We start from the raw sequence: 24,822 nt of genomic DNA, 5'->3' as shown, positions 1-24,822 counted from the left end.
CCGAAAGACCGGAAACTGTGACTGCAGGGGGCAATATTCTTGTCGGGGCGGATAAAAATGCAATTCTTGAAAATGTTGATCGGATTGTGAACGATAAGGAATTTGCCGATAAAATGAGAAGCGCCAAAAACCCATACGGTGAGGGTGATGCTGCCAAAAAGACAGTTGATGCAATAGAGCAGTACTACAATGATGGTCTTTTAAATATCGTTGCACCTGAAGACATCATGTCTTCATTTACACGAAAAATGGCAAAAATCGATGAAGATGTCACCGTCAGCCAATTTGAAGACGCTGAAAATGCATTGGTACGCATGGTGTTTGACGGCGAAAAAATGATATTCCCAAGAGATGAATTAAAAATAAAAGGTATGATGATTACTTATGATGCAAGAGAATAATGATTCAATTTTGGTATTTGAATATTTCACTGCTTCTGGCGAAAAGGACAAATGCATAATTTCAGAAGCAGAAGCTCTGATATTTGCACTTTTAGATGATTTGAAGGATTTTAATATTGATTTGGTCATTAACGAATCTTATGAGGGTGCCGTTAAGGACTATGAAAATGTCAATCCGATTTTCATAGATGTTGATGTTGTCGACTGGCTGAAGGACAATGCAGAAAATTTCACAAAGGCTATTTTCATATCTGCAGAAAACGACAACAATCTTTTTAACATCACTGAAATCCTTGAGAAAAATAATGTTGAAATATATAACTCTTCAGCGGATGCCTGCCTAAAATCTTCGGATAAGTCACTGTCCTATGAGGCTCTTTCCAATATAGTTCCTCAGCCAAGGACGTTTCGCTTTAAGATAGACCCTAAAGGATACTGGAAAAGGGCAATTGAAAATTTACATGAAAAATGGCAAGCCGAAGATCCTTTAACACAGTTGAAATTAATTATAAAGCCTTTGACAGGTGTGGATTGTGAGGATATTGTCATAATTGAAAAAATTGAAGATTTAACTTTGGATTTGGATAAAATATTCCGTCCGGGTTCCAGAGTCATAGTTCAGGAATACGTTGAAGGAACAGATATTAGTGTCAGCCTGATTTCAGATGGCAAAAAGGCAATTCCAATAAGTTTAAACAAGCAGTTCGTAGAGCTTAAAGATGATAAGGCAAGATATCTTGGTGGAGAGTTGCCTTTTGAAAGTGAATATCGTGATGAGGCATTTGAGATAGCTACAAAGGCAGTTGAATCAATTGATGGCCTGAAAGGATTTGTGGGTGTTGACCTGTTAATCAATGCCGATGAAAAGGATATCTATTCAGTCTATCTTTTAGAAATCAATTCAAGATTCACAACACCTTATGTCGGACTTAAGGAAATTGCCAATTTCAATATAGGCAAATCAATAATTGATTTGATTGATGGAAATGTAAGTATTGATGATATTGATGTTTCCCTTGATGGAAAAGTGGAATTCAAAAAATCCGGAGACAATCTGGAAATTAGGAGAATCTAATCATGAAAGTAGCTGGTTTTGACATCGGTGGAGCAAACACTGATTTGGCGGTAATCGATTTTGACGGTGAAGAAATCAAAAGCATTGAAGTTGATTTTGCATATCTTCCAATGTGGAGCAACAACGACGATTTGTCAGGAGTTCTGGTAGAACTGATTGAAAATATCTGTCCGATAAGTGAAATAGATGCTGTTGGAATTTCAATGACTGCAGAACTAGTCGATGCATATGACACTAAAAAAGAGGGTGTTCTGGATGTGGCTAAAAAATGCGAAGAAACCTTCGACTGTCCTGTCGCTTATGTGGGAATCGAGGGGATGATGTCAATTGAAGGAACTGAAAAAGACCCTCTTAAGGCAGCTGCGGCAAATTGGATTGCTACAGTTCAGATTGCAACTCTGATTTCAGATGACTGTATATTCATAGATACAGGAAGCACAACAACTGACATCATACCGGTCAAAGGAGGTAAGGAGTGTGCTATTGGCAAATCTGATTTTGACAGGTCTGCTACTGGAGAGCTGGTTTATACAGGAACATTGAGGACAAATTTGGCCAGTTTCCTGGACAAGGTGGAATTGAAGGGAAAAGAATATAGAGTTGCTTCAGAATTGTTTGCGCAAACCGCTGATGTTTATATGCTTTTGGATTTGATAAGTGAAGATGATTATGTCTGCGACACTTTTGATGGTGAGTCAAAATCAAAAATAGACTGTGCAAAAAGAGTTGCCCGTGTTGTCTGTGCAGATTTGGAAATGCTGTCTATGGATGAGGTTATTGAAATGTGCAGATTCATACATCAAAAGCAAGTTGAACAGATTGCAGATGGCTTGAAACAAGTTCATGAAACACAAGGCATTGATTTGGTTGTAACAACTGGTTTGGGCAAAGATATTTTAGATAAGAAAGCTGCTGAATTGCTTGGACTTAAAGTTAAGTCCATGGGTGATGTTTTAACTGATGAAGAATGTGTCGTTGCGCCGGCTGTCGGAACTGCAGTGATGATGAACAAGTATTTGAAATAGAGGTATAAGCCTCTAAAAACTATTTTTTTTAGTACCATACATCTTTTATTCCGAGCAGGTAAGCTCCTCCGTTTGCTATCAGATGTATAATTAAGGTCAATAGGATAGCAGTTACAACGAATAACAGGTTTAGTTTAACTATTGGGGAAACCAATATCAATGCAACTATTATAAAATCAAGCTGATCAAGGAATGGTGCAGGCTTTCCTCTGCCAATTCCAATTCTTCTTTTTAAAAAGCTACCCAGTGCATCTCCAAGCAATGCACCGAAACCGAGAAGGAATCCTATTAGTATTCCGCTGGATACATCGGTCACTATTGGGGTTATGAGGTATGGTCCTATTGAGGGAAGTATAAATGGGGCAAGGTATCCTTGGATTGCTCCGGTAAGCATTCCGATTAGTGTTCCTGCAGCAAGGCCTCTCCAAGTAACTCCGTCACCTATCCATCTAATGCCTTTGCTGTCTGTCTTTCCGAAATCGACTGGTGTTCCTCCGCCGAATGCAAGTGCTCCTCCGTTTGAAAAGTAAGCTGGGAGTATGAAGTATAATGTTGTCAAACAACCCAGTAGTAAGATGCCTATTTCCATTAAGTTTTCTCCATTCTATTTTAGTATATATATGTTAGAGGTAGTATATATTAATTAAGTTGTAACATTATATGATTTAAAAATTGGTTTTTCATCATAGTAATTGCGTCAGTTACAGCTGATTTTGTTTTTGCTATTATTATTTAAATTATAAAAATGATGGTTAAACTCACATAAGTGAGTTAAAGTCCAAAGAATATGTAAATTCCAAATATAATCGCCAGTATACATACTCCCACATTGATTTCTTCGAATTTTCCGGTAGCAATTTTTCCAACAGTATATATTATGAATCCCCATGCAATGCCTAAAGAAATCGAATAAGTCAATATCATCATAATTATTGTCATAAATACGGTGGAAGTAACCGTCATGTCATTCCAGTCAATAGCTTTTAATTGTGTAATAATCAGGATACCAACAATTATTAAAGCTGAAGTTGTAACAGATATTTTAAATAAGGACAGGATTAACGGTGAAATGAAAATTGATAGAATAAACAGTATGCCGATTACAATGGCTGTTAAACCTGTTTTTGCTCCACTTTCAATGCCTGTTGCACTTTCAATAAATGTGGTAACTGTGCTTGTACCAAAAATTGAACCTATAATTCCTCCTAAAGCATTGGAAAGTAATGCTTTTTTAATTCTTATAGGTTTACCTTCTTCATCAAGTAATCCGCATTCTCTGCCTAATGAAATTAATACTCCTGTTGCATCAAAGAAACTAATTAACACAAGGGTGAATAATATTATGATTAAATTGGGTATATTTGAGAATAATTCTCCAAATCCTCTTGTAAATCCGCCAAATAATGTTAAATCAAAGGTGGTAGTTATTGCTTGTTTAGGTAATGCCGGCATTAATTCGTTTCCTGCACCAAATCCCATTGATACCATAATCAATCCAATGATTGATGTGATAATCATTCCAAGGAATACTGCTGCTTTTACTTTTCTAAGGTATAATATTAAAGTGATAAAAAAACTAATAAGGGCGAGCAATACTGGCGGTGAAAATAAGTTTCCTAATGAAACTAGTGTTGTTGGATCTGATCTTATTATTCCCGAATCTGAAAGTCCTATGAATGCAAGATAAAATCCGATTCCAGCACCAATGCCTATATTTAAATCAAGGGGTATGACATTTATAATAGATTCTCGTATTTTTGAAACGGCAAGTATTAAAAAAATCATGTTTGATAGGAATATTGCAGCTAGTGCGGCTTCCCAGGAGTATTTCATCCCAAGTACAATTGTATAAGTAAATAGTGCGTTAATTCCCATACCTGGAGCTAATCCAACCGGATATCCGATAACAATCCCATTACAATACATGCAATTCCTGCCGAAATGGCAGTTGCAAAGAATATTCCTGCTGCAGGCATTCCAGTTGCCGATAACATTGTTGGATTTAATCCTAAAATATATGCCATAGCAAGAAAAGTGGTAATGCCTCCAATTATTTCGGTTTTATAATCTGTTCCATGTTCTTTTAATTTAAAATAACTGTCCAACATATTTTCCCTTGGCAAAATAAATTAACTTTGAGATAATGTTATTTCTATAATGTAAAGTATTTTAACTTATTCCTATTTTTTTAATTTAGTAATTCGGATAATTATGAATATTGTTTATGTCGGTTTATATTCAAGTTTGGTTTTAAAAAATTTTAAATTAGCAGTGTAAATTGGTTTTCTATAGTATAATGGATAAATAATAATATTCACTTTAAAAGAGAGGGTGCATCTGCAATGCCTTACTAAAATTTCCAATTAAGTATAAATATAATATTGATTTAAATATAGTATATTATGTAAGTGTTTTACTAATAATTTATATTGTTAGTGAGGGTGATTTTTTTGAAAATTAAAGATACAAAAAGTTTATGTCCTGAGTGTGGTAAATCATTGGATGCTGAGGTCTATGATGAAGACGGCAAAGTCTTAATCAAAAAAACTTGCGATGAGCATGGGGAATTTATTAACACATATTGGAGCGATAAGGAATTATATGACAAAGTTAGGGAATATGTTCCTTCAATTTCCCATATAGAAAATCCTTCTGTTGAAGATGTGGCAAGTTGTCCTAGCAACTGTGGTTTATGTTCCAAACATGAAACTTCTACAGTTCTAGGTTTGATTGATGTAACCAACAGGTGTAATTTAAGATGTCCTGTTTGTTTTGCCAATGCGGCTGTTGCAGGTTATAAATATGAACCTTCTCAAGAGGAAATCAGAGCGATGCTTAGAAACTTGAGAAGCCTAAAACCTCATCCATGTCCGGCTATTCAATATGCCGGAGGAGAACCGACCGTAAGAAAAGATATAGTTGAACTTGTTAAAATGGCAAAAGAAGAAGGTTTTACTCACGTACAAATTGCAACTAATGGTATAAGATTGGCTAAAAAGGAAAGTTTGGCAAAAGAATTGAAAGAAGCAGGATTAAATACTGTTTACCTTGCTTTTGATGGCGTAACTCCAGAACCTTATATTAATAATAGGGGTAGAGATCTACTTCCATTCAAACTTGAAGCCATTGAAAACTGTAGGAAAGTGGGTTTAGGTATTGTTCTTGTACCTACATTGGTTAAGGGAGTCAATGACCATCAGGTTGGTGAAATTATCAAGTTTGCCTTTGACCATAGTGAAAATATTTACGGTGTTAACTTCCAGCCTGTTTCATTTGCAGGAAGGACTCCGGCAGACCATGTGGAAGAGCAAAGAATTACAATCTCAGATTTTGTTAATTTAATTGATGAAGTAACTGACGGTCAAGTTCCGACCAGTTCATTTTATCCACCATCCTCTGTTGAGCCGATTGCAGAGTTCATATCATTATTGGATGAAGAGGATACTGCTAAAGTTACATTGAACTGTCATGAACACTGTGGAATTGCAACATATGTGTTTAGAGAAAAAACAGATGGTCCGGGCAAGGATAAATTAATCCCGATTACTGACTTTATTGATGTGGATGACTTATTCAACAAATTGAAAGAGTATAATATAAAACTTAAGGAAGGAAAATTCGGGTCCCGCAAAAGGGTTTTAGCCGGTTTAACTGGAAACCTTCCTAAAATGGTTCACACCAGCAAATCTCCTGAAGAACTGGATATTACTAGGACATTGATTAATGTATTTGCCAGGGGAGATTATGATGCTTTAGGTAACTTCTCCAAAGATGCAATGCTTATTTCATGTATGCATTTCATGGATCCGTTCAACTTCGACCGGGACAGGGTTAAAAAATGTGTTATCCATTATGCAACTCCGGATGGCAGAATCATCCCGTTCTGTACTATGAATTCATTGTACCGTGAAAGCGTGGAGCAAAAATTCGCTCAACCTTTAAGACAAAAGAAATAAAAACTCAAACAAAAATCACCTAACTTATTTAGTATTTGGCAAATTCCAAATACTTTCATTTTTTTATTGATTAATTTTTTATTGTGATAATAATGGACATTATTAAAGGAAAAACATGGACTTTTGGGGAAAATATTGATACTGATGTAATCATCCCCGGCAGGTATTTGAGAACATTCAACCCTCAGGATTTGGCAGACCATGTCTTGGAAGGAGAAAGGCCAGATTTTACTGAAAATGTAAAAAAAGGGGATATCATTGTTGCCGATGAAAACTTTGGTTGTGGTTCATCAAGAGAACAGGCTCCTGTAGCTATCAAAACGGCAGGAGTAGATGCAATTGTAGCCAAATCATTTGCAAGAATATTTTATAGAAATGCAATTAACATTGGCTTGCCTGTAATCGTTTCAGATATTGAGGCAAATGATGGCGACATTATCAGCATTGACCTGTCAAAAGGAACATTGGTTAATGAAACCAGTGGGAAATCAGCTACATTTGAACCATTCAAGGAGTTCATGTTGGAAATTTTAGAAGATGATGGTCTAGTTAACCATTATTTGAATGATAAAGAATAATTTATTTTATTAGGAGGCATAAAGATGGATTGCCCTATTTGTGGTTCAGATGATGTCGTAATATTAAAATCAAAGCAGATATCATCCAAGAAAAAGATTATGGAAGAATATTTATTAAAATGTGAAGAATGTGGACATGTTTTTAAGGACATGTTTTCAGCTAAAAAACCAAAACCATACAGATTAATTATTTCAGAACAGGATAAATCTCATAAGACTACTATTGACTTATCTCCAAGTGATGAACTGAAAGTTGGAGACACTTTACTTTCAGATTTGGGTCAGGTTGAAGTGACCAGCATTGAAGTAAACGATAAAAGGGTCAATAAATCTATAATTGAAGATGTAAGTACTATTTGGGCATCTTCTGTTGAAATTCCTGCACGTATCGGATTTTCCGTAGATTTGCATGGGGATGTGGATTCATATAAACTTGACTTGGACAGGGATTTTGAAATAGCTCCTGGAGATATTGTTAAAATTGAAAAACACATCGTAAAGGTCCATGTTATTAAAACTCAGGAAAGAAAACTCACTTCCGGTTTTGCAAAAGCCGGAATAATTAAGAGGGTTTACTCAAAACCTGTCAAATTCAACAATTACGACTATGACTTAACAAAAGACATTGTCAAAAAGACTATTAGAGAATAAAGCATGAAAGTATATATTGATTCTTACGGATGTACATTCAATAAGGCTGATGCACAAATTATGGCTGGAGTTCTTGTAGAAAATGAGATAGAGATAGTTGATTCTATCCAACAGGCTGATGTCATTATTGTAAACACATGTTATGTTAAGTTGCCTACTGAAAATAAGGTCGTTTACAAAATTCAAAAACTTCAGGAGGATTATCCCGACAAGAAGATTATCGTCAGCGGATGTATGGTTGAAATAGACCCTGAAAAGTTGGATAAGATCGGACCGAACTGTTCATGGATTGGACCGCACCAGTTGAATAAATCTGCCGAGGTTGTCAGCGGCGCATATTGTGGTGAGGTTATTCGTGAAACAGGTTTTACAAAAGAAAGCAAAGTTGGAGTTCCTAAACTTACTGATGATAGTCTAATTCATATCATACAAATTTGTGAAGGCTGTTTGGGTGCATGCGCATTCTGTTGCACTCGTTTTGCCAGAGGACCGTTGAACAGTTATCCTATTAGTGATATTGTTGATGAAGCAAAGGAAGCCATTGCAAATGGTGCATGTGAAATTCAGCTCACTGCCCAGGACACTGCAGCTTTCGGAAGGGACAGTGGTGAAAAACTATCTGATTTAATCAAAGAAGTGGCTAATTTGGATGGAGATTTTCGTGTTCGTGTTGGAATGATGCACCCTAAAAACATTATGGGTGAAGTTGATGAAATAATCGATGCAATGAAACATCCGAAGGTATATGATTTTATACATTTGCCGATACAGTCTGGCAGTGATAAGGTTTTATCTGAAATGAGAAGGGGTCACACTATCGATCAGTATCTGGATATCGTGTCTAGATTCAAAAGTGAAATTCCTGATTTGACTTTGGCTGTGGATGTCATTGTAGGATATCCGACTGAAACTGATGAGGATTTCAATTTGACTGTTGAACTTCTGGAGAATGTGAAGCCAAGTTTGATTCATTTGTCAAAATACCAGCACAGGAAAGGTGCGGCATCATCTTCACTTAAGGAAATTCCCCGTCACATCATGAAGGAACGTTCCAAATTTTTATCTGAAATAAAATCAAAAATAACTGAAGAAGAAAACCGTGAATTGGTAGGATCTTATCAGGAAGTATTGGTTGTTGAAAAAGGTTCTAAAGGTGGATTCATTGCAAAAACTAATTCATATATTCCAGTTATTGTTGATGATGTTGAGTTAGGAACTTTTGTTGAAGTAAAGATAACTGAAGCAACTGCAACTTATCTTAAAAGCGAATTAGCTCAATAATAATTTTTTTTATATTTAATTATTCTTATTTTCATATTTACGCCCAGTTTCTATCCTTTAATTATTATTAATATCTATATTTTTTTCTAGTTTTCAAAAGTATTTTACGATAGGGGCACTACTAAAATATGGGGGTAGAATATTCATTTTTACCGATACCTTTATATACTATTGTGTCTTAAAAAATGCTGGCGCACAAAGAATTAGTGATGATGCAAAAATTGCATTAGCTGAAGCATTAGAAGAAAAAGGTGACGAAATCGCACAAAAAGCTGTAAATTTCGCACGCCACGCTGGTAGAAAAACTGTAAAAGCTGAAGATATCAAATTAGCAATCAAATAGATTCGTTAATTGATTATTTTCAAAAAAAGCTTTATATAATAAAATCTATTGGCCATTTTTCTTGGTCAATTTTTTTTATTTTTAAATTATTTTTATAGTCCGGTCTTTATTTTAGTAAGATTTATATATTACTTTTGATAAATTATTGTATGTTGTATAGGACCGGTGGTCTAGGGGTATGATTCCTCTTTGACGTGGAGGAGATCACGAGTTCGAATCTCGTTCGGTCCATATGCCATGGTAGTTCAGATGGGAGAACGCTAGACTGAAGATCTAGATGTCGCTGGTTCAAGTCCGGCCCATGGCATCCTTTTAACTCTTTTTTTTAGTTTTTTTATTATCCTGATTATTTTATCGATAAATTTTTAAAAATAGTATTTTTGGTGATGGTTTTTGGTCGTGTTTATAAGGTAATAGGTTTTGGTTTTACTTGTGTGTTTTCTCTTAATTCTTTATATTGTTTTACAATTTCGTAACCGTAATTGCTTGTAATCTTATCTGCTCCAGCAGTTAAAACTTGGTTGGCTATTTTGTAGCTGTCTATACCGCCATAAATATCAATCTTAATTTTTGGAGCATATTTTTGGATGATGTTGATGTCGTTTACAATCTCGTAAATGTGACATGGGCTTACAAATCCTGTTGCGGTTTTTACAAAGTCTGCTCCAGCTTTTTCAGCAACCTGGACAATTGCAGATTTTTCAGCATCGTCAAGTGCTTTGACTTCAATGTTGACTTTTAAAATTTTGTCTCCCATAGCTTCTTTTATCGCTTCAATTTCTTTTCCAATCAGGCCATATTTCTTATCTTTCAAATGGCTTAAATTGATTACGACTTCCAGTTCGTCTATGCCTTTATCAATCAAGGTTTTTGTTTCTGCCAATTTGCTTTCGCTATCTTCAAAACCTAGAGGGAATCCAACAACGCTTCCAATTTTAATGTCACTGCCAGCTAAAATTTCCTTTGCTAATGTGACATATGTTGGTGAAACGATGACTGAATTAAAGTTTAATTCCTTTGCTTTTTCAAGAAATTCTTTCATTTCATCTTCTGAGATGATATTATTTAAATTAGAATAATTGATATATCCTGCTAATTCTTTTGAATTTTTTATATTGTACATGATAATCACTCTCACATAATTAGTTAGTATATATACGAATGAACTATTTAAATATTTTCATATTAATTTTTTGACCATGTATGGTCCGACTCTTTCGTATCCGAATTTGCGGTAATAATTTCTGGAACCTATTCCACTAATGATAGCTATCTCATCTTTCCCATTTTCAATGGAGAGATTTTCAGCTTCTTTTAGAAGTTTTTCACCAAATCCAGTATGCTGACCTATTTTAGGATTTTTACCGCCAATTTTTATCATATTTCCATAAACATGCAGTTCACGCACAAGAGCTGTTTTGTCGCTGATTTCTCCTCGGAAATGATTTTTGGATGGGAAGCGCAACCTTAAAAATCCGGCAATACTTTCTTCATTCACATCTTCAATGGATAAGAAGTTTTCTTCACCGTTGCATGCGGTATATGTTTCCTTAAACATTTCGAAATCATCCAAAGTGTATTCTTGTGATGTCTTCTTGTGGCCAATTTCACGGCATCTTATGCATTGGCAGTTGATGTTTTCCTCTTCCAGCCTATTGTAAACGAGTTCTCCAAGGTTGGACTTTTTAACGCCTGCTTCAATTAATGTTGATGGTATGTCTCTTTGAATGCGCATTGTCCTAACCCACTTTGGAAGAATCTGCTTTATTTTGACAATCAGCTCGACGGCCTCTTCATCGCTGTAGGGTTCATAACCTCCGTTTTGCCATAGATCATACAACTCGCTTCCTTCAGTAACGAGGCAGGGATATATTTTAAGCATGTCTGGCTTGAAGTTTTCATCAGTGAACAGCTGCTTGAACATTTTTAAATCCTGCTTTTCGTTAACGAACAGTCCTGGCATCATATGCATAGCTACTTTTATCGCTGAATCCCTTAAAAGTTGATTTGCCTCGATAACATCAGCTATTGTATGCCCTCTTTTAATTTTAACATACAAATCGTCGGATAATGTTTGAACACCCAGTTCAACTCGCGTAACTCCAAAATCCAACATTCTATTGATATGTTCCTTTTTACAGTAATCTGGACGTGTTTCAAATGTCATTCCAACACATCTTACCTTTGAATTCTCATTTGCCCTTTGAACATCATCAATCAAAACATAATCGTTTGGAGGATATGTTTTAAGAATTCCTTTTTCGAATGTTCTGATTTCATCAAGGTCTAGGTTATAATCATAATTGTCTGGTTTGTTTTCAATTATTAATCCGAAATCGGTCATTGCCTTAAGGCATTGTGAAGTGAACCATTGCTGATAACATAAATCTCTTGAGGGAAATGTTCCTCCCATTATGATCAGTTCAACCTTGTCAATTGGATGGCCTATTTTTTTAAGCTGCTTTAACCTATTGAAACATTGAATATATGGATGAAATTCGTACATCCTCCCTCTTAATGCTGCAGGCTCTTCACCAGTATAGCTTGGGGGTGCAATATCGCTTTCAGGACAGTAAAAGCATCTTCCATGAGGGCATTTGTGAGGGTGGCACATTACTGCAACAATAGCAACACCGGACATTGTTCTGGTCGGTTTTTTCTTCAGAATTCCAGAAACTCTTTCCTTTTCTTCAGGTTTCGCATATTCCAAAATGTCGGCATTACTCATAAATCGTGATAACTTTAAATCACGGCAAAGCTGTCTTTTTTCGACTTCTAATTCACGTCGAGTGGATATTTTACCATTTATAATATCGTCAATAATTGTTCGACATGCTTTTTCCATTTTTTTACACCTTGTTAATTAATAGTTAATTTTATATATCCGATTCATTTAAATAGTTAATGTTTTATTATATAATATTCAAATATAATTTTATAATAAAAAGGTGATACTATGAAAATTAAAGAATTTATAGGTTCTACTGTATTAGATAAAAATGCAAACGTAGTAGGAAAAATTGACAATGTAGATTTTGACACTGAAACCGGTAAAATAGGTGCTGTTGTTTTAACCTTGCAAAAAAATATCTTCTCTAAAGATGAACTTGAAATCAATTTTGAGGATATTGCAACTATTGGCGCATATGTCATTTTAAACAAAGAAATTCCTAAAGAAGCAGATGCAGAAGAAGAAGTTAAAACTACTACTGTTGAAATCGAAGATGAATAAATTTATTTAATCTATAGGTTTTAGTATGGTTCTTGATGCAAGAGATAAGGAAATTGCTCTTGGCAATCATGTCAGATATGTTGATACTGGAACTATCGGTGAAGTTATTGATATAAAAACTAAAGATGGCATTGATTGGGTAAGAATTAAAAAAACTGAATTATGGTATCGCTCAAAATTAGTGGAATTGCTTGATGATAAGGATTTAAAGAAAGAATCCTTTGATGATGGTGATGATGAGATTGATATTGATGCATTGAAAAAGCAATCATTAGACTTTGAAAATATGCAAATGGACTCTAATGTTGCTGAAGGAGGAGGTTAATCTCCTCAACTTTTTTTATTTTATTTTTAATTGTTTTCTGCAAACAGTTTGATTTTTGAAGCTAATTTTGGACCTATTCCATCTATTTTTTGTAACTCTGATTCGGAGATGTCTGTCAAATCGTTTCCGAATATTTGAACCACATTTCTGGCTCTTTTTCTTCCGAGACGTTTGACTCCAACGACCAATGGGATGATATCCTCTTTAACTCCATAGTATAATCTTGCTGAAAGGAAGTCAAAGTCTTTCAGGTAGGAATACTCGCCTAAAACTTCAGATGTCTTTTTGGCAAATATCACAAGTCTGGAAGCTTCATAAGCGGACCTTCTTGTAGATGCAGAATAGACATTGTATTTGTTTTCTATATCATATTCGCTTCTCTCATTAATCCATTCAATCAGTGAAACAGTTGTTGCCTCAGGATTTCCGATATCCACAGCAAATAGTCCTGATTCAGACAGTTTTTCCTGGACAGGATCTTTTGATTTTCTTCCTTTAAATGTAATCAATGGCAAATCAGGGGTTTCGGACAAGGCATATATGAATTCATCTGGGTTGAATTCGTTCATGCCGTTTAGATATTCCTTGATTTTCACTGCTGTTTCAACAGTATAATTTGACCGGGCTATCAGGTTACCGAATTCTGTTGTATTAAGGCCTTCTGGTGTTGCTCTAATTATTCCGTTTTTAAGCAAAAAGTTCAATGCTGTTTCAAGTTCATATTTCAGGCTTTCTTCGGCAAAAAATGACATTGACGGATTGTTATTCATCTGATATCCGTAAAGTGTCTTTCCGAAGAAATCTGTTAGGTCATCCAGATTTTTTGAAAGTGATGAGGCAATCTGTGCAATAATCTGCCTGTAGATTGCGTCCTTATTGTCGACCAATTTTGAATTTGTCAGTTCAATGTCTCCTTCAATGTAGAACGCCTCAAGGTTCATTGCTTCATCCATTGTTTTTGCAATGAGGTAGGAATATCCTACGTCATCGTATTGTGGCCTTCCCGCCCTTCCGGACATTTGCTCATAATCGAAAACAGGAATTGATTGTGGGCCGTTACTTGTCCAGCGGGTGTGGTCCCTTATAACAACTGATTTTGACGGTAGATTGACTCCATACATTAAGCTTGGAGTTGCTGTAATCATGAGTATGTTTCCATTTCTGAATTCATCTTCAATAATTTCCTTCTGTTCATTGAAAAGTCCTGCATGGTGAAATGCAACGCCCTTTTCAGCAACTTCCGCCAGTTTGAGGCAGGTGCTTGTTGGAAGTGATCCTTTCTTTTTGGGAACTTCGAGAAGCTTTTCGGAAACCTCTTTGAATTTTTCCCTCTGCACCTTGTTGATTTTCTTGTTTATTTTTCCAGAAACGTATGTTGCCAGACTTTCGGTAAATCTCCTTGTTGAGACAAAAGCCAATGCTTGTGACTTATCGTCAATCGCCTTTTCAATTACCTTGACGACAACGTCATTCTTATTTTTTGTGTTGAACATTTCAGCATCAAGCACTTCCTTGTGCAGCGGAACCGGCCTGTAGTCATGCTCAACGCATTTTCCTTCAAGCCAGCCTTCAATCTCCTCTATGTTCCTCAAGGTTGCAGATAACGCAATTATTCTCATGGAAGGATTAATTATTTTTGCTCTTGTTATTGCAGCTTCAAGGGTTGGTCCTCTTGAAAATTCTCCAATCATGTGGAATTCATCGATAATTAGTGTATCCACATCTCGAAGCGCATCCCATGAAAATCTTGTAAGCGCATCGAATGACTCAAAAACCATAACTGATAAATCTGCGCTGGACGGATGTTTGCCTACATTGATGCCGTGTTCCTCAAAGGCTTTGAATTCTTTTACTTTTTCATTTTGTATTGATAGGAGAGGTGCGGCATAAACTGCTTTTCCACCTGCAAGTATTGTTTTAAGTGCGGGAAGCACTCCTAAAACTGTCTTTCCGCTTGCTGTTGGAATGCAGATGATGTAGTTTGATTTGTCATCCAGATATCCTGATTCGATTACTGCCTTTTGGGCAGGATTGAACTCTTCAATGTATGGATATGCGCTGTTAATTATTTTTTTTATATCAGTTGGTAAGTTTTCCATTTTAATCAATTAAATTTTATTTTCTTATTAATAAATAAATATTTGTAGAGCATTTGAAAAGTAATATGGGTGGTAACAGTTATATATAACTAATTATAAATTAGGTTTAAATAAAACTTAAATTAAAGGAGATTAAAATAATGGCAATTAAAGTAGAAGTATTTTCAACAAATTCATGTCCTCATTGCCCTGCAGCTATTGATGCTGCTCAAGTCGCTAAAGATAAATTGGGCGATGCCATTGATGTTGAAGTTCTAAAAATAGATGAAAATGAAGAAAACAGACAAAAAGCTATTGGTTATCAAATCATGGCAGTACCTACTATTGTTATAGATGGTGAAGTCGCTTTTGTAGGTGCTCCAACTGAGGATGAACTTATAGAAAAACTCGAATCTTTATAGATTCGCTCTTTTTTTATTCTTTTTTTTATAAAATGACTAATGATAATTATACTGGAGTTACAACAGGTACTGTAGCTACTGCTTGTTCTTTAGCGGCATTGGATGTGCTTTTGGAATCTGAAGAAATTGCTTGCGTTAAAGTCGAAACTCCTAAAAAAACATTAGATATCATTATTGATGAGTGCAAACGAGTATCTTCTTTTAAAGCTTATGCTGTAGCTCATAAAAATCCGTACAATGATCCTGATGTCACTGTAGATTTGGCTATTGTTGCTACTGTGGAACTTTTGGACAGAAACGATGATTCCGATGAAGTCATTATAACCGGCGGTGAAGGTGTAGGCATAATTACAAAACCTGGTCTTCAAATTCCTGTTGGCGATTATGCAATCAATCCTGTTCCTCGTAAAATGATTGTTAATAATTTAAAAGATAAAGTTCCTAAGGATAAAGTTGCTAAAGTTACTATTTCCATTCCAGAGGGTGAAAAAATAGCTAAAAAGACCATGAATCCCAAGTTGGGGATTGTTGGTGGAATATCAGTTCTTGGAACAACAGGCATTGCAAGGTCAATGTCCAGTGAAGCATATAAAAATTCCATTGTCACCCAATTGGATGTGGCTTTGGCATCAAATGTTGAAAATCTTGTTTTTGTTCCCGGAAACATTGGTGAAAAGCTGGCTTTGAGTAATTTAGATATCACAAAAGAACAAGTTGTTCAAACGGGTAATTTTGTAGGTTTCATGTTTGAAGAGGCGGCCAAAAGGGGAATTGTCAAATTCACTTACTTCGGCCATATTGGCAAATTAATAAAAGTTGCTGGGGGAATATTCGATACAAAACACGCAGTGGCTGACGGCCGGCGTGAAATAATGGTTACTCATGCAGCCCTTTGTGGTGTAGATAAAAAACATCTTCAGATGCTGTTTGATTCCAAAACAACTGATGACATGATGTCTATCCTGGATGAAATTGACATGTCTTTAGAAGTTTGCAACAGTATTGCATCAGCTATTCGTGAAAGGTGTATGCAACGTTTTGATTTGGATTTGAATGTTGTATTGGTTGATATGGAAGGCAATTATCTAAACGATAATATGAAATTCATCAATTAGAACTCTAATTGCTCGGCAAGGCAGATGTTGCATACGGCATTTGGGGTGTCGATATTTGCATCCCTTACAGGACAATAGAATGTTCCGTTTTTTTGTTCAACTTTTAGGGATCCTGGAAATGGGGTTCCAACAGGGTGAATTGGCTCTTCTAAAAGAAATGTGGCGTATAGTGAAGCAATATAAAAAATCAGCAGGTTTTTGCTTTTTGATGTCTCGCCGGCATGGTTTACTTTTAAAGTGGTGATTGCATTATCTAATGATTGTCTGTCAATGTTTTTGCTGTAATCTGATGTATCTTGGGGAATGTCTTTTACCCGGTATAAAAAAGACTCTATATATGATTTTTGGCTATCTTCCCTATAATTTTCCTGAACATATTTGTTTTCTTCAATCACTTGGGAACTGAATGCCATCATGTCAAATACGGAAATGTTTGATGAATATTTTTTCAATATTTCAAAAAGTGAATTTCCCGATATGCTTTCATCATTTGCTATGAGATTTGAAAAATCAGCACACATCTCCAAATATTCATCCGACATAATTAAACTCCATTAAATTTTTAATTCAGAATCCAAATGAATAGCCTGCATTTTTACAGACACAATAACGGCACAATGAATTTTCATCTTTGATACTTATGATTCGGGTTTTGCATTTATATTCTCCATTTTCTAAAAAGACCTGATCTTTTGTTGGATTATCTCCAACAGGATGCAAAGGCCTTTTAGCTATCAATGCCAAATAGAGGGAGATGTATTTTGTAAATTCCCTTGTTTCTTCATCTCCTCCAGCATATGTTTCAAAATAAAAATCTATGTCGTTTTTGATATTTTCGATAACCACATCTTTAATTTCGTAGTCTTCAGAAATATTCAGGGCAAAAATTTCGTCCCAGGTTTCTGAATTGTATTTGGCAAGTTTTTTTGTTAGAGGATCCTTGTATCGGTCATCTGTAACTTTATTTCTGAGATATTCAATAGGATAATCTTTCAGTTGTTCTCTAATCTCTTCAAGTAGTTCAGTTGCTTTCATGATGTACACCTTTTTTTTAAAGAATTTAAGTATCTTGAGTAAATTTAATTAAATGGTATTATATGTTAGTTTCTTTTTTGGTACTATTTTAATTAGAATATTATTTATGCAACAATTTTAAAATATAATATTAATAAAGGAGTTAATTTTTATGAAAATAGCTATGGTTGGTCAGTTTCCACCTCATGTTGGTGGTGTTGGTGTTCATATTCATACATTATCAAAGGAACTTGTCCGCCAAGGACATGAAGTTTATGTAATCACTTATCCCCATAAGGATATTAAAGATATCGATGGAATACATGTTATAGGTACTAAAGGGCTTAATATTCCTGGTGTTAGGGGTTTGATGTTCAAGATGAATGCAAAAAAAGCATTGAAAAATCTTGTTGAGATGGAGGATATTGATATTATTCATGGGCACTATCTGTTTCCCGCCGGTGCGGCTGCTGTTGAGGTTGGCAGGGAGTATGGAATAAAGACTTATATAACCGCACACGGTTCAGACATGTTTGAAGTATATAAGAAACAGCCATTAATGAGGTCAACCATAAAAAAGGTTTTGAAAGGTGCGGATGTAGTTTTGGCAGTTAGTAATGCGTTACGGCATGAAATTATTGCTACTGGAGTTAAAGGCATTTCAGATAAGACCAGATTGTCATGGAACTCTGTTGATATTAATAAGTTTTCAGATGGGAGAAATGATTATTTTAAAAGGGAATATCAGCTGTACGACAAGCCAATTGTTCTTTTTGTAGGCAATCTAATCAAAAGAAAAAATGTTGATTCCCTTCTGGAAGCTAAAAAGATTTCAAGCACAGATTATTATTTGGTTGTTGTAGGTGACGGTCCGCTATTCAAAAAACTCAAAAAGAAAGTTAAAGAGGAAAATATACGTGATGTGATCTTCACAGGATCTCGGGATGATGTTGAAAACATCATACCTAGCTGTGATGTTTTAATTTTACCTTCTTACTCTGAAAGCTTCGGATTGGTTTTAATCGAAGCGTTGGCATGTGGCAAACCTGTTATTGGTAGTGATGTTGGAGGAATCACTGAAATCATAACAAAGCATGTCGGTTTGCTTGTCAATCCGAATAAAATATCTTCAATTGCTATGGCTATCGATAAGGTAATTGGGGACGATGATTTTAGGTATATGTTGTCGTTGAATGCAAGAGATAGGGCAATGGACTTTTCCACTGTAACTATTCCATATGATGAGGTTTAATTATGAAAGCAACTTTTAGGTCACCGGGTTCAGCAACCATAATCAATGCAATAGCAACAGGTTTCGGTTCTGCATTCGGTATTGGATTGGATATTGTATGCGAAGCAAAAACTTCATCTGATTCTATCGAATGTTCAAATGATGTTGGTGCTGATAACTATTTAATGGAACTGTGCGCCGAAAAGGTGTTTGACTATTATGGCATTGATAAGGATGATTTTGGAATTAGTTTAAAAACTAAATCAAGTCTTCCGATGGCATCTGGTCTTTCAAGCAGTAGCGCTTCATCAAACGTAATTGTCAAAGCTACTTCTTCAATAATCTGCGAAGAATTTGATTTTAAACCACTTACAGATTTGGAGATTATAAATATGGCTATTGATGCATCCCTTGATGCTGGAGTTACAATTACAGGGTCATTTGATGATGCAACAGCATCTTATTTTGGAGGTGTTGTTGTAACTGACAATAGGAATAGGGAGTTTATAGTAAAAGAAAAAATGGACGATTATCCTATTTTGGTTTATATGCCTAATTTCTATTCAAAATCTGGAGATTCAAATCCCGAAAGGATGAAATTATTGGCACCATTAGTTGAAACAGCATTTAATTTCGCAAAACAGGGAGATTACTTTAAGGCTCTTAATTTAAACGGGCTGATTTATTCCGCAACTTTGGGATTCGATTCATCAATTGCAATTGATGCACTGGAGGCAGGTGCAATTGCTTCTGGACTGTCGGGAACCGGTTCATCATTTGTAGCTGTTGTTAGTAATGAAACAATTGATGATGTTGCTCAATCATGGGGCAGGTATGAAGGTGAAGTTTTTAAAACAAATGTAGATAATAGGGGTTGTATTAAACTATGAAAAAAGCATTAATTTTTTCGATTATAATATTGTTCCTATCAGTCTCTGCCGTTTCCGCATCTGAAAATATAACTGATGACGGATTAATTTGTGCAGATAACAACTTTGAAAACGATTATCCATTGGAAAATGTTTCCTCTGAGGAATATGTTCCGTCAGATGATTTCAATGTTGGGAATAATATTTCAGACAACGATAATGAAAGTAATTCAACAGTTTCACAGGAAATCCTCATCAAATCCAAAAATCTCGTAGCATACTATAAATACAAGCCGGTTTACAAGGTTCAAATTGTAGACACTAAAGGGCATCCGGTTTTCAATAAGAAGGTTAAATTTAAATTTAAAGGTAAAACATACAATAAATTCACTAATAAAAAGGGTTTTGCATCCCTGAAAATCCATTCTAAACCTGGAAATTATAAAATTAAGGTAATTTGTGATGATTCTTCAACCAAACGCACAATCAAATTGTTCAAATCAAGAACATCATCCAAAAATATCAAGACTGTCTATGGCAAAAGGGTTAATTATAAGCTGAGGGTTGTTGATAATTATGGAAAGGCAATGAAAAGAACATTGGTGAAATTTAGAGTAGATAAAAAAGCTTTTCGAAGATACACCAATAATAAAGGTATTGCCACATTGAAATTGAATCATAATTCAGGAAAGCATGTGATACGCTATCATGTCAAGGGGATTCATGGCAAGAATTTTTACATTGTCAAGAATAGAATTTCATTGAAAATTTTAAAATGGGGCATTACTGGAGATCACATTAAAATTCCATTAATTAGAAAAAACATGCCTAATAATTATTGGGTTAAAAAAGCGGTTGCAGCAACCAAACACGGTTTGCCTTTGCTGGTTTTTAAAGGAGGAAAGGGCAAATCAGTTTTCATTACTGCAGGAGTTCATGGAAATGAGATTCCTCCTCAAGTTGCAGTGATGAAATTGATTAAATATCTGTCTGTAAAGCCGATTAAAGGAACGGTTTATGTCATTCCTTTTGTTAATATAAAGGCCGCTTACCATCAGCTAAGATTGACTGAATTTGATTTCAATAGGGTAGCCGATGTGGGAGGAACAGTTTCAAATAGGATTGTTAATCTGATTGTTAAATTGAAATGTGATTATTATGGTGATTTCCACAGCACTGAAAGTCCGGGAGATCCTGGCCTGAATATTGTTTTAGGTTTTGACCATACGAAAAAGTGCGAAAAGCTTACAAATTATTTGGCAAAATCATGCGGTGTACACAAGAGATTCCATTATCCTGGAGGCATTCACCTTTGGACATTGGTCGATTGGGCCAATTATAGGGGTGTTCCATCAGTACTTTGTGAGGTTATAAGCAACGTCAATACAGTTTCACATGAAAATGCAGCACTATCTTATAAAATGATGTATCAGTTTTTAAGATACAGTTCGATAATATGAGTATTAAACATATAGTTTAAATACTATGATAATAATAAATTATATTATTATCATTATTATCAAAAATGGTGATTTTTTGGCTGAAGATTATGAGATAAAATCGTTTAAAAATAAAGAAGAAGCTGAAGAACTTCTTAAAAAGTCTAGAAATCGCATTGATGAAATTGATAATGAATTATTGGATTTGATCTCTCAGAGAACTTCTCTTGCTGCAGATATTGTTCTTGCAAAGGATTATTTGGGTATTCCAATTTATGATAAGTCTAGGGAAGATGCAATACATAAAAAAATTAAGAAAGCCTCTGAAGAAAAAAATCTTGATGCGGATATTATTGATCAAATCATTGATATGCTGACCACTTTAAGTAAAACTAATATTAGAACTTCATTTGTTAAACGTTTAGCAAAAGAACTTATTGAAACTCACAAAGGTGTTTTCACTACTGATTTTGAAGAAAACAAAAAATTAGTACAAGAATACTCTACTGTAAGTACTAAACATTTAAGAAATAAAATTGCTGGATATGTAACAAGGCTTGTGAGATTAGAACAAACTCAAGAATAAGCTTTTTTCATATTTCTTACTCTTTTTTTTATTTAATCTTTTTTTTAATGTTCTATTTTTTAACAGATTGTCCAATTATTTGTATAATATTGACTATACTTTTTTGAAATTTAGTTTAATTTTTTGATATTTTTTCGTTTTGTTTAAGTATAAAGTTTATTAATATGGTTATATAGAAATATATATGAATAGTTTATTTATTGGATATTTTAACAAAATTTCAATGAACTTCTAATGAAATAGGTGAACTTATGGATTTATTAGTAGCAAAATTTGGAGGAACCTCGGTTGGTGACGGTTCCAGAATTAAGAAAGCAGCCCAGTCTGTTGTTAATGAATATATGAAAGGTAATCAAATTGTCGTTGTAGTTTCTGCAGTAAATAAATCTACCGATGAGCTTATTGGATTGTCTGATGATGCTGTTGGCGCAGGATTAACTGATAAGCAAAGAGCAGGAATTGTGGCAATGGGTGAATTGACCAGTGTAAGGTTATTTTCCGCAGCTATTGAGTCATTAGGTGTCAAGTCTGAATATATTGATCCTTATCATGAATTATGGCCGGTCATTACTGATTCTAACTCTTTAGAGGCTAAAATCGATTTTAAATCCACTGAAATTAAAATGGAAGGAATCAAAACCTTACTTAATCAGGGCATCATACCTGTAATCTGTGGATTTTTAGGAAAAGGTCCTCTAGGTGAAATTACCACACTTGGAAGAGGGGGAAGTGATGTTTCAGCATTTTTGATAGGACATTGTTTGGAAGCTAATGAAGTAATTATCGTCACTGATGTGGATGGTGTCATGTCAACTGATCCGAATAAGATAGAGGACGCCAAATTATTGGATGAAATTTCAGTTGAGGAAATGAGGGATTTGGCCACTCATGGAGCGCAGGTTCTCCATCCTCATGCATTGACCTATAAAGATCCTCTAATCAATGCCAAAATTATAAATTTCGCTCATGGGGATTTAACTTCCAAAGGTACTCGTATCGTTGGTCCCTATGAAGGAGATTTGCTAAAAGGTGTATCACTTTATAAAAATCCTATTTCTCTTATAGCTGTCGTTGGTGAGGGCATGATTAAAAAAAGCGGATTGTTTGCCGGTTTAAGTGGATGTCTTGCTAAAGAGGATATTAATATCTTCGGTATTTCCGCAGCTCAGAACTCAATGTCAGCTTTTGTAAATAAATCCGATTCAAACAAGGCATATCATTTATTACACCAATTTGTTGTAGAAACTGACGTTTTAAGTTCATTGTCATTGGGAAGAGATACTGCAATGATTACATTTTTCAGTCCTGATATCATTGAAAAACCGGGTATCATATCTGATATTACTGAACCATTAAGAAAATCAGAAATTAATATTGTAGAAATTATTTCATCACAAACAGCAATTGTGCTATTTGTAGATTGGAAAGATGGTGAAAAAGCATACGAATTAATTAAAGAGGTTTTAGAATGAAATTTGAAGGAACATATGTTGCAATGGTAACTCCATTTGATGAAAACGAGCATATTGATGAAGAAGGTTTCAGGTCTAATATAAATTATTTGATAGACCAGGGCGTAAACGGTTTGGTTGGAGCAGGAACCACAGGTGAGTCTGCTACAATTGACCATGATGAACACAAAAAAGTAATAGATATTTTGGTCGATGAAGTTGATGGCAGGGTAGAAACAATTGCAGGAACAGGCAGTAATTCTACTTATGAAGCTGCTGATTTAACTGCGTATGCTGCTGATGCAGGTGCTGATGCTGCATTGTTAATCACTCCTTACTATAATAAACCTCAGCAACACGCTTTGATTGAACATTACCGATTTGTTGCTGAAAAGGCGGACTTGCCAATTATTGCTTATAATGTTCCGTCCCGTACAGGCGTTGACATGTCTGTTGAAACCATTGTGGAATTGGCTAAAATCGATAATATTGATGCTATTAAGGAAGCTAGCGGAAGTGTTGATAAAATATCTGATATTTACAGGGCACTCCAGCATGAAGGGATTGAAGACGATTTCAATATCCTTTCCGGTGAGGATTCCTTAACATTGCCTATAATGGCAGTCGGAGGAACAGGTGTTATCAGCGCATCAGCTAACATTGATGCAAGAAGAATGGTTCTTATGGTTGACAGCATATTAAACGATGACTATACAAGGGCAATGGAACTTCATTATGAAATGGTTGAATTAATCAGGGCTCTTTTCATCGAAAGTAATCCTGTACCTGTCAAAACAGCAATGAATCTCATGGGTCTTCCTTCAGGACCTTTCAGATTGCCGTTAGTTGAAATGAAAGAAGAAAACTTGGAAGTTCTTAAAAAAGCATTGAAAGATTCTAATTTAATTTAAAAAGGTTTTATCATGATTAAAGTAGCAGTTACTGGGGCTGCAGGAAGAATGGGCTCCGGTATTATTAGAAAAATCTCAGAACAAGAAGATATGGAAGTTGTTGCAGCTATTGAAATTCCGAATACTCCTCTCGAAGGAAAGGATGCGGGTGTTCAAGCTGGAATCGGTGAAATTGGTGTTAAAATCACAGGCTCTCAAAATCTTGAGGATGCATTAAAGACATCCGGCGCTGATGTTCTTGTTGATTTCACAATTGCTCATGCAGCTGTAGATACAATCAAAAGAGCTACTTCATGCGGGGTTTCTGTTGTTGTTGGTACAACTGGATTCAGCGAAGAGCAGATGGATGAAAACATTAAAAACATTAAGGACAATAATGTTTCAGCAGTTATTTCATCAAACATGGCTATTGGTGTTAATGTCTTTTTCAACACTTTAAAGAAATTAGCCCCATTGTTATATGATTTTGATATTGAAATTATCGAAGCTCACCACAATCAGAAACAGGATGCACCATCCGGAACTGCAGTTACTGCATTTGAAGTGATTGCAGAAGCACTTGAACGTGATCCTGAAGAAGTGGGAATCTACGGAAGACATGGAATGGTTGGCAAAAGGACCAAAGAGGAAATCGGTATTCATGCAGTCCGTGGTGGAGACATTGTCGGTGACCATACTGTAATGTTTGTTGGTGACGGTGAAAGATTGGAAGTTAAACATCAGGCACATACAAGGGAAGTGTTCATTGCCGGTGTTATCAGAGCTATCAGATTTGTTCCTACTGCCGAAAAAGGTGTTGTAAGCAGTATGAATGATGTTTTAGGTTTAGAATAGGTGAT

At 35.2% G+C, this 24,822-nt stretch carries 27 protein-coding genes and 2 tRNA genes; 21 read left to right on the top strand and 8 right to left on the bottom strand.

All coding sequences use genetic code 11. The annotated features are described in order from the left end of the window. The 3 genes from QZV68_RS05275 to QZV68_RS05265 all read left to right on the top strand — a co-directional run. Positions 1–401: UDP-N-acetylglucosamine 2-epimerase (locus QZV68_RS05275; RefSeq protein WP_296879271.1), on the top strand; the 401-nt coding region annotated here is incomplete at its 5' end. Beyond that, positions 385–1,476, top strand: coding sequence for an ATP-grasp domain-containing protein (locus QZV68_RS05270; protein ID WP_296879269.1), 1,092 nt, complete (start codon positions 385–387; stop codon positions 1,474–1,476). The genes QZV68_RS05275 and QZV68_RS05270, both read left to right, overlap by 17 nt. Positions 1,477–1,478: 2 nt before the next feature. Next, positions 1,479–2,501 carry a hydantoinase/oxoprolinase family protein gene (locus tag QZV68_RS05265; protein ID WP_296879267.1) on the top strand — a complete coding sequence of 341 codons (1,023 nt, stop codon included), beginning with the start codon at positions 1,479–1,481 and terminating at the stop codon, positions 2,499–2,501. A gap of 28 nt (positions 2,502–2,529) precedes the next feature. On the opposite strand, the gene QZV68_RS05260 is transcribed toward QZV68_RS05265, so the two are convergent. The 3 genes from QZV68_RS05260 to QZV68_RS10245 all read right to left on the bottom strand — a co-directional run bounded on the left by QZV68_RS05260 (position 2,530) and on the right by QZV68_RS10245 (position 4,609). Next, positions 2,530–3,090 (bottom strand): CDP-2,3-bis-(O-geranylgeranyl)-sn-glycerol synthase, encoded by a 561-nt coding sequence (locus tag QZV68_RS05260; RefSeq protein ID WP_296879265.1) that lies wholly within the window; start codon positions 3,088–3,090, stop codon positions 2,530–2,532. Between the two features lie 182 nt (positions 3,091–3,272). Continuing rightward, the gene (locus QZV68_RS05255) at positions 3,273–4,427 is read right to left on the bottom strand and encodes an NCS2 family permease (RefSeq protein ID WP_363136998.1); all 1,155 of its coding nucleotides are present in this window, start codon (positions 4,425–4,427) and stop codon (positions 3,273–3,275) included. After that, a complete protein-coding gene (locus QZV68_RS10245) occupies positions 4,385–4,609 on the bottom strand; it encodes a hypothetical protein (protein WP_363136996.1) in 225 nt (74 codons plus the stop codon). Before QZV68_RS10245 ends, QZV68_RS05255 begins: the two co-directional genes overlap by 43 nt. A 342-nt stretch (positions 4,610–4,951) precedes the next feature. Here QZV68_RS10245 and tes point away from each other — a divergent pair, with 342 nt between their 5' ends. The 7 genes from tes to QZV68_RS05220 all read left to right on the top strand — a co-directional run bounded on the left by tes (position 4,952) and on the right by QZV68_RS05220 (position 9,617). Beyond that, entirely contained in the window at positions 4,952–6,457 is a 1,506-nt protein-coding gene (gene tes, locus QZV68_RS05250) for a tetraether lipid synthase Tes (protein ID WP_296879264.1), read from the top strand. A 92-nt stretch (positions 6,458–6,549) separates the two neighbouring features. Next, positions 6,550–7,035: a homoaconitase small subunit gene (gene hacB / locus QZV68_RS05245; RefSeq protein ID WP_296879262.1), complete on the top strand. Its 486-nt coding sequence runs from the start codon at positions 6,550–6,552 to the stop codon at positions 7,033–7,035. Between the two features lie 24 nt (positions 7,036–7,059). Beyond that, the gene (locus QZV68_RS05240) at positions 7,060–7,686 is read left to right on the top strand and encodes an HVO_0476 family zinc finger protein (RefSeq protein WP_296879260.1); all 627 of its coding nucleotides are present in this window, start codon (positions 7,060–7,062) and stop codon (positions 7,684–7,686) included. A gap of 3 nt (positions 7,687–7,689) precedes the next feature. After that, entirely contained in the window at positions 7,690–8,967 is a 1,278-nt protein-coding gene (locus QZV68_RS05235; protein WP_296879258.1) for a tRNA (N(6)-L-threonylcarbamoyladenosine(37)-C(2))-methylthiotransferase, read from the top strand. 145 nt (positions 8,968–9,112) lie between these two features. Next, positions 9,113–9,310, top strand: a complete 198-nt coding sequence (locus QZV68_RS05230; protein ID WP_296879273.1) for a histone family protein — start codon at positions 9,113–9,115, stop codon at positions 9,308–9,310. Positions 9,311–9,469: 159 nt separating this feature from the next. After that, positions 9,470–9,541: transfer RNA gene (locus QZV68_RS05225), tRNA-Val, on the top strand. Between the two features lie 3 nt (positions 9,542–9,544). Then, positions 9,545–9,617, top strand: a tRNA-Phe gene (locus QZV68_RS05220). A 96-nt stretch (positions 9,618–9,713) separates the two neighbouring features. Here QZV68_RS05220 and deoC read toward each other — a convergent pair. Further along, positions 9,714–10,433: a deoxyribose-phosphate aldolase gene (gene deoC / locus QZV68_RS05215; protein ID WP_296879256.1), complete on the bottom strand. Its 720-nt coding sequence runs from the start codon at positions 10,431–10,433 to the stop codon at positions 9,714–9,716. A 57-nt stretch (positions 10,434–10,490) separates the two neighbouring features. Continuing rightward, a complete protein-coding gene (locus QZV68_RS05210; RefSeq protein WP_296879254.1) occupies positions 10,491–12,155 on the bottom strand; it encodes a tRNA uridine(34) 5-carboxymethylaminomethyl modification radical SAM/GNAT enzyme Elp3 in 1,665 nt (554 codons plus the stop codon). 111 nt (positions 12,156–12,266) lie between these two features. Between QZV68_RS05210 and QZV68_RS05205 the strand changes: the two genes are divergently transcribed. Both QZV68_RS05205 and QZV68_RS05200 read left to right on the top strand, forming a co-directional pair. Then, positions 12,267–12,542, top strand: a complete 276-nt coding sequence (locus tag QZV68_RS05205; protein WP_296879252.1) for a PRC-barrel domain-containing protein — start codon at positions 12,267–12,269, stop codon at positions 12,540–12,542. A 25-nt stretch (positions 12,543–12,567) separates the two neighbouring features. Further along, positions 12,568–12,867, top strand: a complete 300-nt coding sequence (locus tag QZV68_RS05200; protein ID WP_296879250.1) for a DUF2098 domain-containing protein — start codon at positions 12,568–12,570, stop codon at positions 12,865–12,867. Between the two features lie 26 nt (positions 12,868–12,893). On the opposite strand, the gene QZV68_RS05195 is transcribed toward QZV68_RS05200, so the two are convergent. After that, on the bottom strand, positions 12,894–14,975 hold the full coding sequence (locus QZV68_RS05195; protein ID WP_296879248.1) for a DEAD/DEAH box helicase: 2,082 nt from the start codon (positions 14,973–14,975) through the stop codon (positions 12,894–12,896). Between the two features lie 131 nt (positions 14,976–15,106). Here QZV68_RS05195 and QZV68_RS05190 point away from each other — a divergent pair, with 131 nt between their 5' ends. Both QZV68_RS05190 and cbiD read left to right on the top strand, forming a co-directional pair. Then, positions 15,107–15,367 carry a thioredoxin family protein gene (locus QZV68_RS05190; protein ID WP_296879246.1) on the top strand — a complete coding sequence of 87 codons (261 nt, stop codon included), beginning with the start codon at positions 15,107–15,109 and terminating at the stop codon, positions 15,365–15,367. 32 nt (positions 15,368–15,399) lie between these two features. Next, positions 15,400–16,482 carry a cobalt-precorrin-5B (C(1))-methyltransferase CbiD gene (gene cbiD / locus QZV68_RS05185; protein WP_296879243.1) on the top strand — a complete coding sequence of 361 codons (1,083 nt, stop codon included), beginning with the start codon at positions 15,400–15,402 and terminating at the stop codon, positions 16,480–16,482. On the opposite strand, the gene QZV68_RS05180 is transcribed toward cbiD, so the two are convergent. Together QZV68_RS05180 and QZV68_RS05175 are read right to left on the bottom strand one after the other, a co-directional pair. Further along, positions 16,479–17,024 (bottom strand): DUF2115 family protein, encoded by a 546-nt coding sequence (locus QZV68_RS05180; protein WP_296879242.1) that lies wholly within the window; start codon positions 17,022–17,024, stop codon positions 16,479–16,481. The two genes, cbiD and QZV68_RS05180, sit on opposite strands and share 4 nt — an antisense overlap. Before the next feature lie 25 nt (positions 17,025–17,049). Further along, positions 17,050–17,517: a DUF2115 family protein gene (locus QZV68_RS05175; protein ID WP_296879240.1), complete on the bottom strand. Its 468-nt coding sequence runs from the start codon at positions 17,515–17,517 to the stop codon at positions 17,050–17,052. Positions 17,518–17,668: 151 nt separating this feature from the next. Here QZV68_RS05175 and QZV68_RS05170 point away from each other — a divergent pair, with 151 nt between their 5' ends. The 7 genes from QZV68_RS05170 to dapB all read left to right on the top strand — a co-directional run bounded on the left by QZV68_RS05170 (position 17,669) and on the right by dapB (position 24,817). Then, positions 17,669–18,748: a glycosyltransferase family 4 protein gene (locus QZV68_RS05170; protein WP_296879238.1), complete on the top strand. Its 1,080-nt coding sequence runs from the start codon at positions 17,669–17,671 to the stop codon at positions 18,746–18,748. A gap of 2 nt (positions 18,749–18,750) precedes the next feature. After that, positions 18,751–19,617: a shikimate kinase gene (locus QZV68_RS05165; protein WP_296879236.1), complete on the top strand. Its 867-nt coding sequence runs from the start codon at positions 18,751–18,753 to the stop codon at positions 19,615–19,617. Further along, a complete protein-coding gene (locus QZV68_RS05160) occupies positions 19,614–21,056 on the top strand; it encodes a succinylglutamate desuccinylase/aspartoacylase family protein (RefSeq protein ID WP_296879234.1) in 1,443 nt (480 codons plus the stop codon). The genes QZV68_RS05165 and QZV68_RS05160 overlap by 4 nt, the downstream gene beginning before the upstream one ends. A 25-nt stretch (positions 21,057–21,081) precedes the next feature. Continuing rightward, positions 21,082–21,621 carry a 30S ribosomal protein S17e gene (locus QZV68_RS05155; protein WP_296879232.1) on the top strand — a complete coding sequence of 180 codons (540 nt, stop codon included), beginning with the start codon at positions 21,082–21,084 and terminating at the stop codon, positions 21,619–21,621. A gap of 251 nt (positions 21,622–21,872) precedes the next feature. Then, a complete protein-coding gene (locus QZV68_RS05150; protein WP_296879230.1) occupies positions 21,873–23,093 on the top strand; it encodes an aspartate kinase in 1,221 nt (406 codons plus the stop codon). Further along, positions 23,090–23,983, top strand: coding sequence for a 4-hydroxy-tetrahydrodipicolinate synthase (gene dapA / locus QZV68_RS05145; protein ID WP_296879228.1), 894 nt, complete (start codon positions 23,090–23,092; stop codon positions 23,981–23,983). Before QZV68_RS05150 ends, dapA begins: the two co-directional genes overlap by 4 nt. 12 nt (positions 23,984–23,995) lie before the next feature. Beyond that, positions 23,996–24,817 (top strand): 4-hydroxy-tetrahydrodipicolinate reductase, encoded by an 822-nt coding sequence (gene dapB / locus QZV68_RS05140; RefSeq protein WP_296879226.1) that lies wholly within the window; start codon positions 23,996–23,998, stop codon positions 24,815–24,817. Positions 24,818–24,822 lie beyond the last annotated feature (5 nt).

The sequence above is a fragment of the uncultured Methanobrevibacter sp. genome (assembly GCF_902801725.1).
Lineage (GTDB): Archaea > Methanobacteriota > Methanobacteria > Methanobacteriales > Methanobacteriaceae > Methanocatella.
Note: the sequence above shows the minus strand (reverse complement) of the source record. Positions and strands in the feature narration are given on the sequence as shown.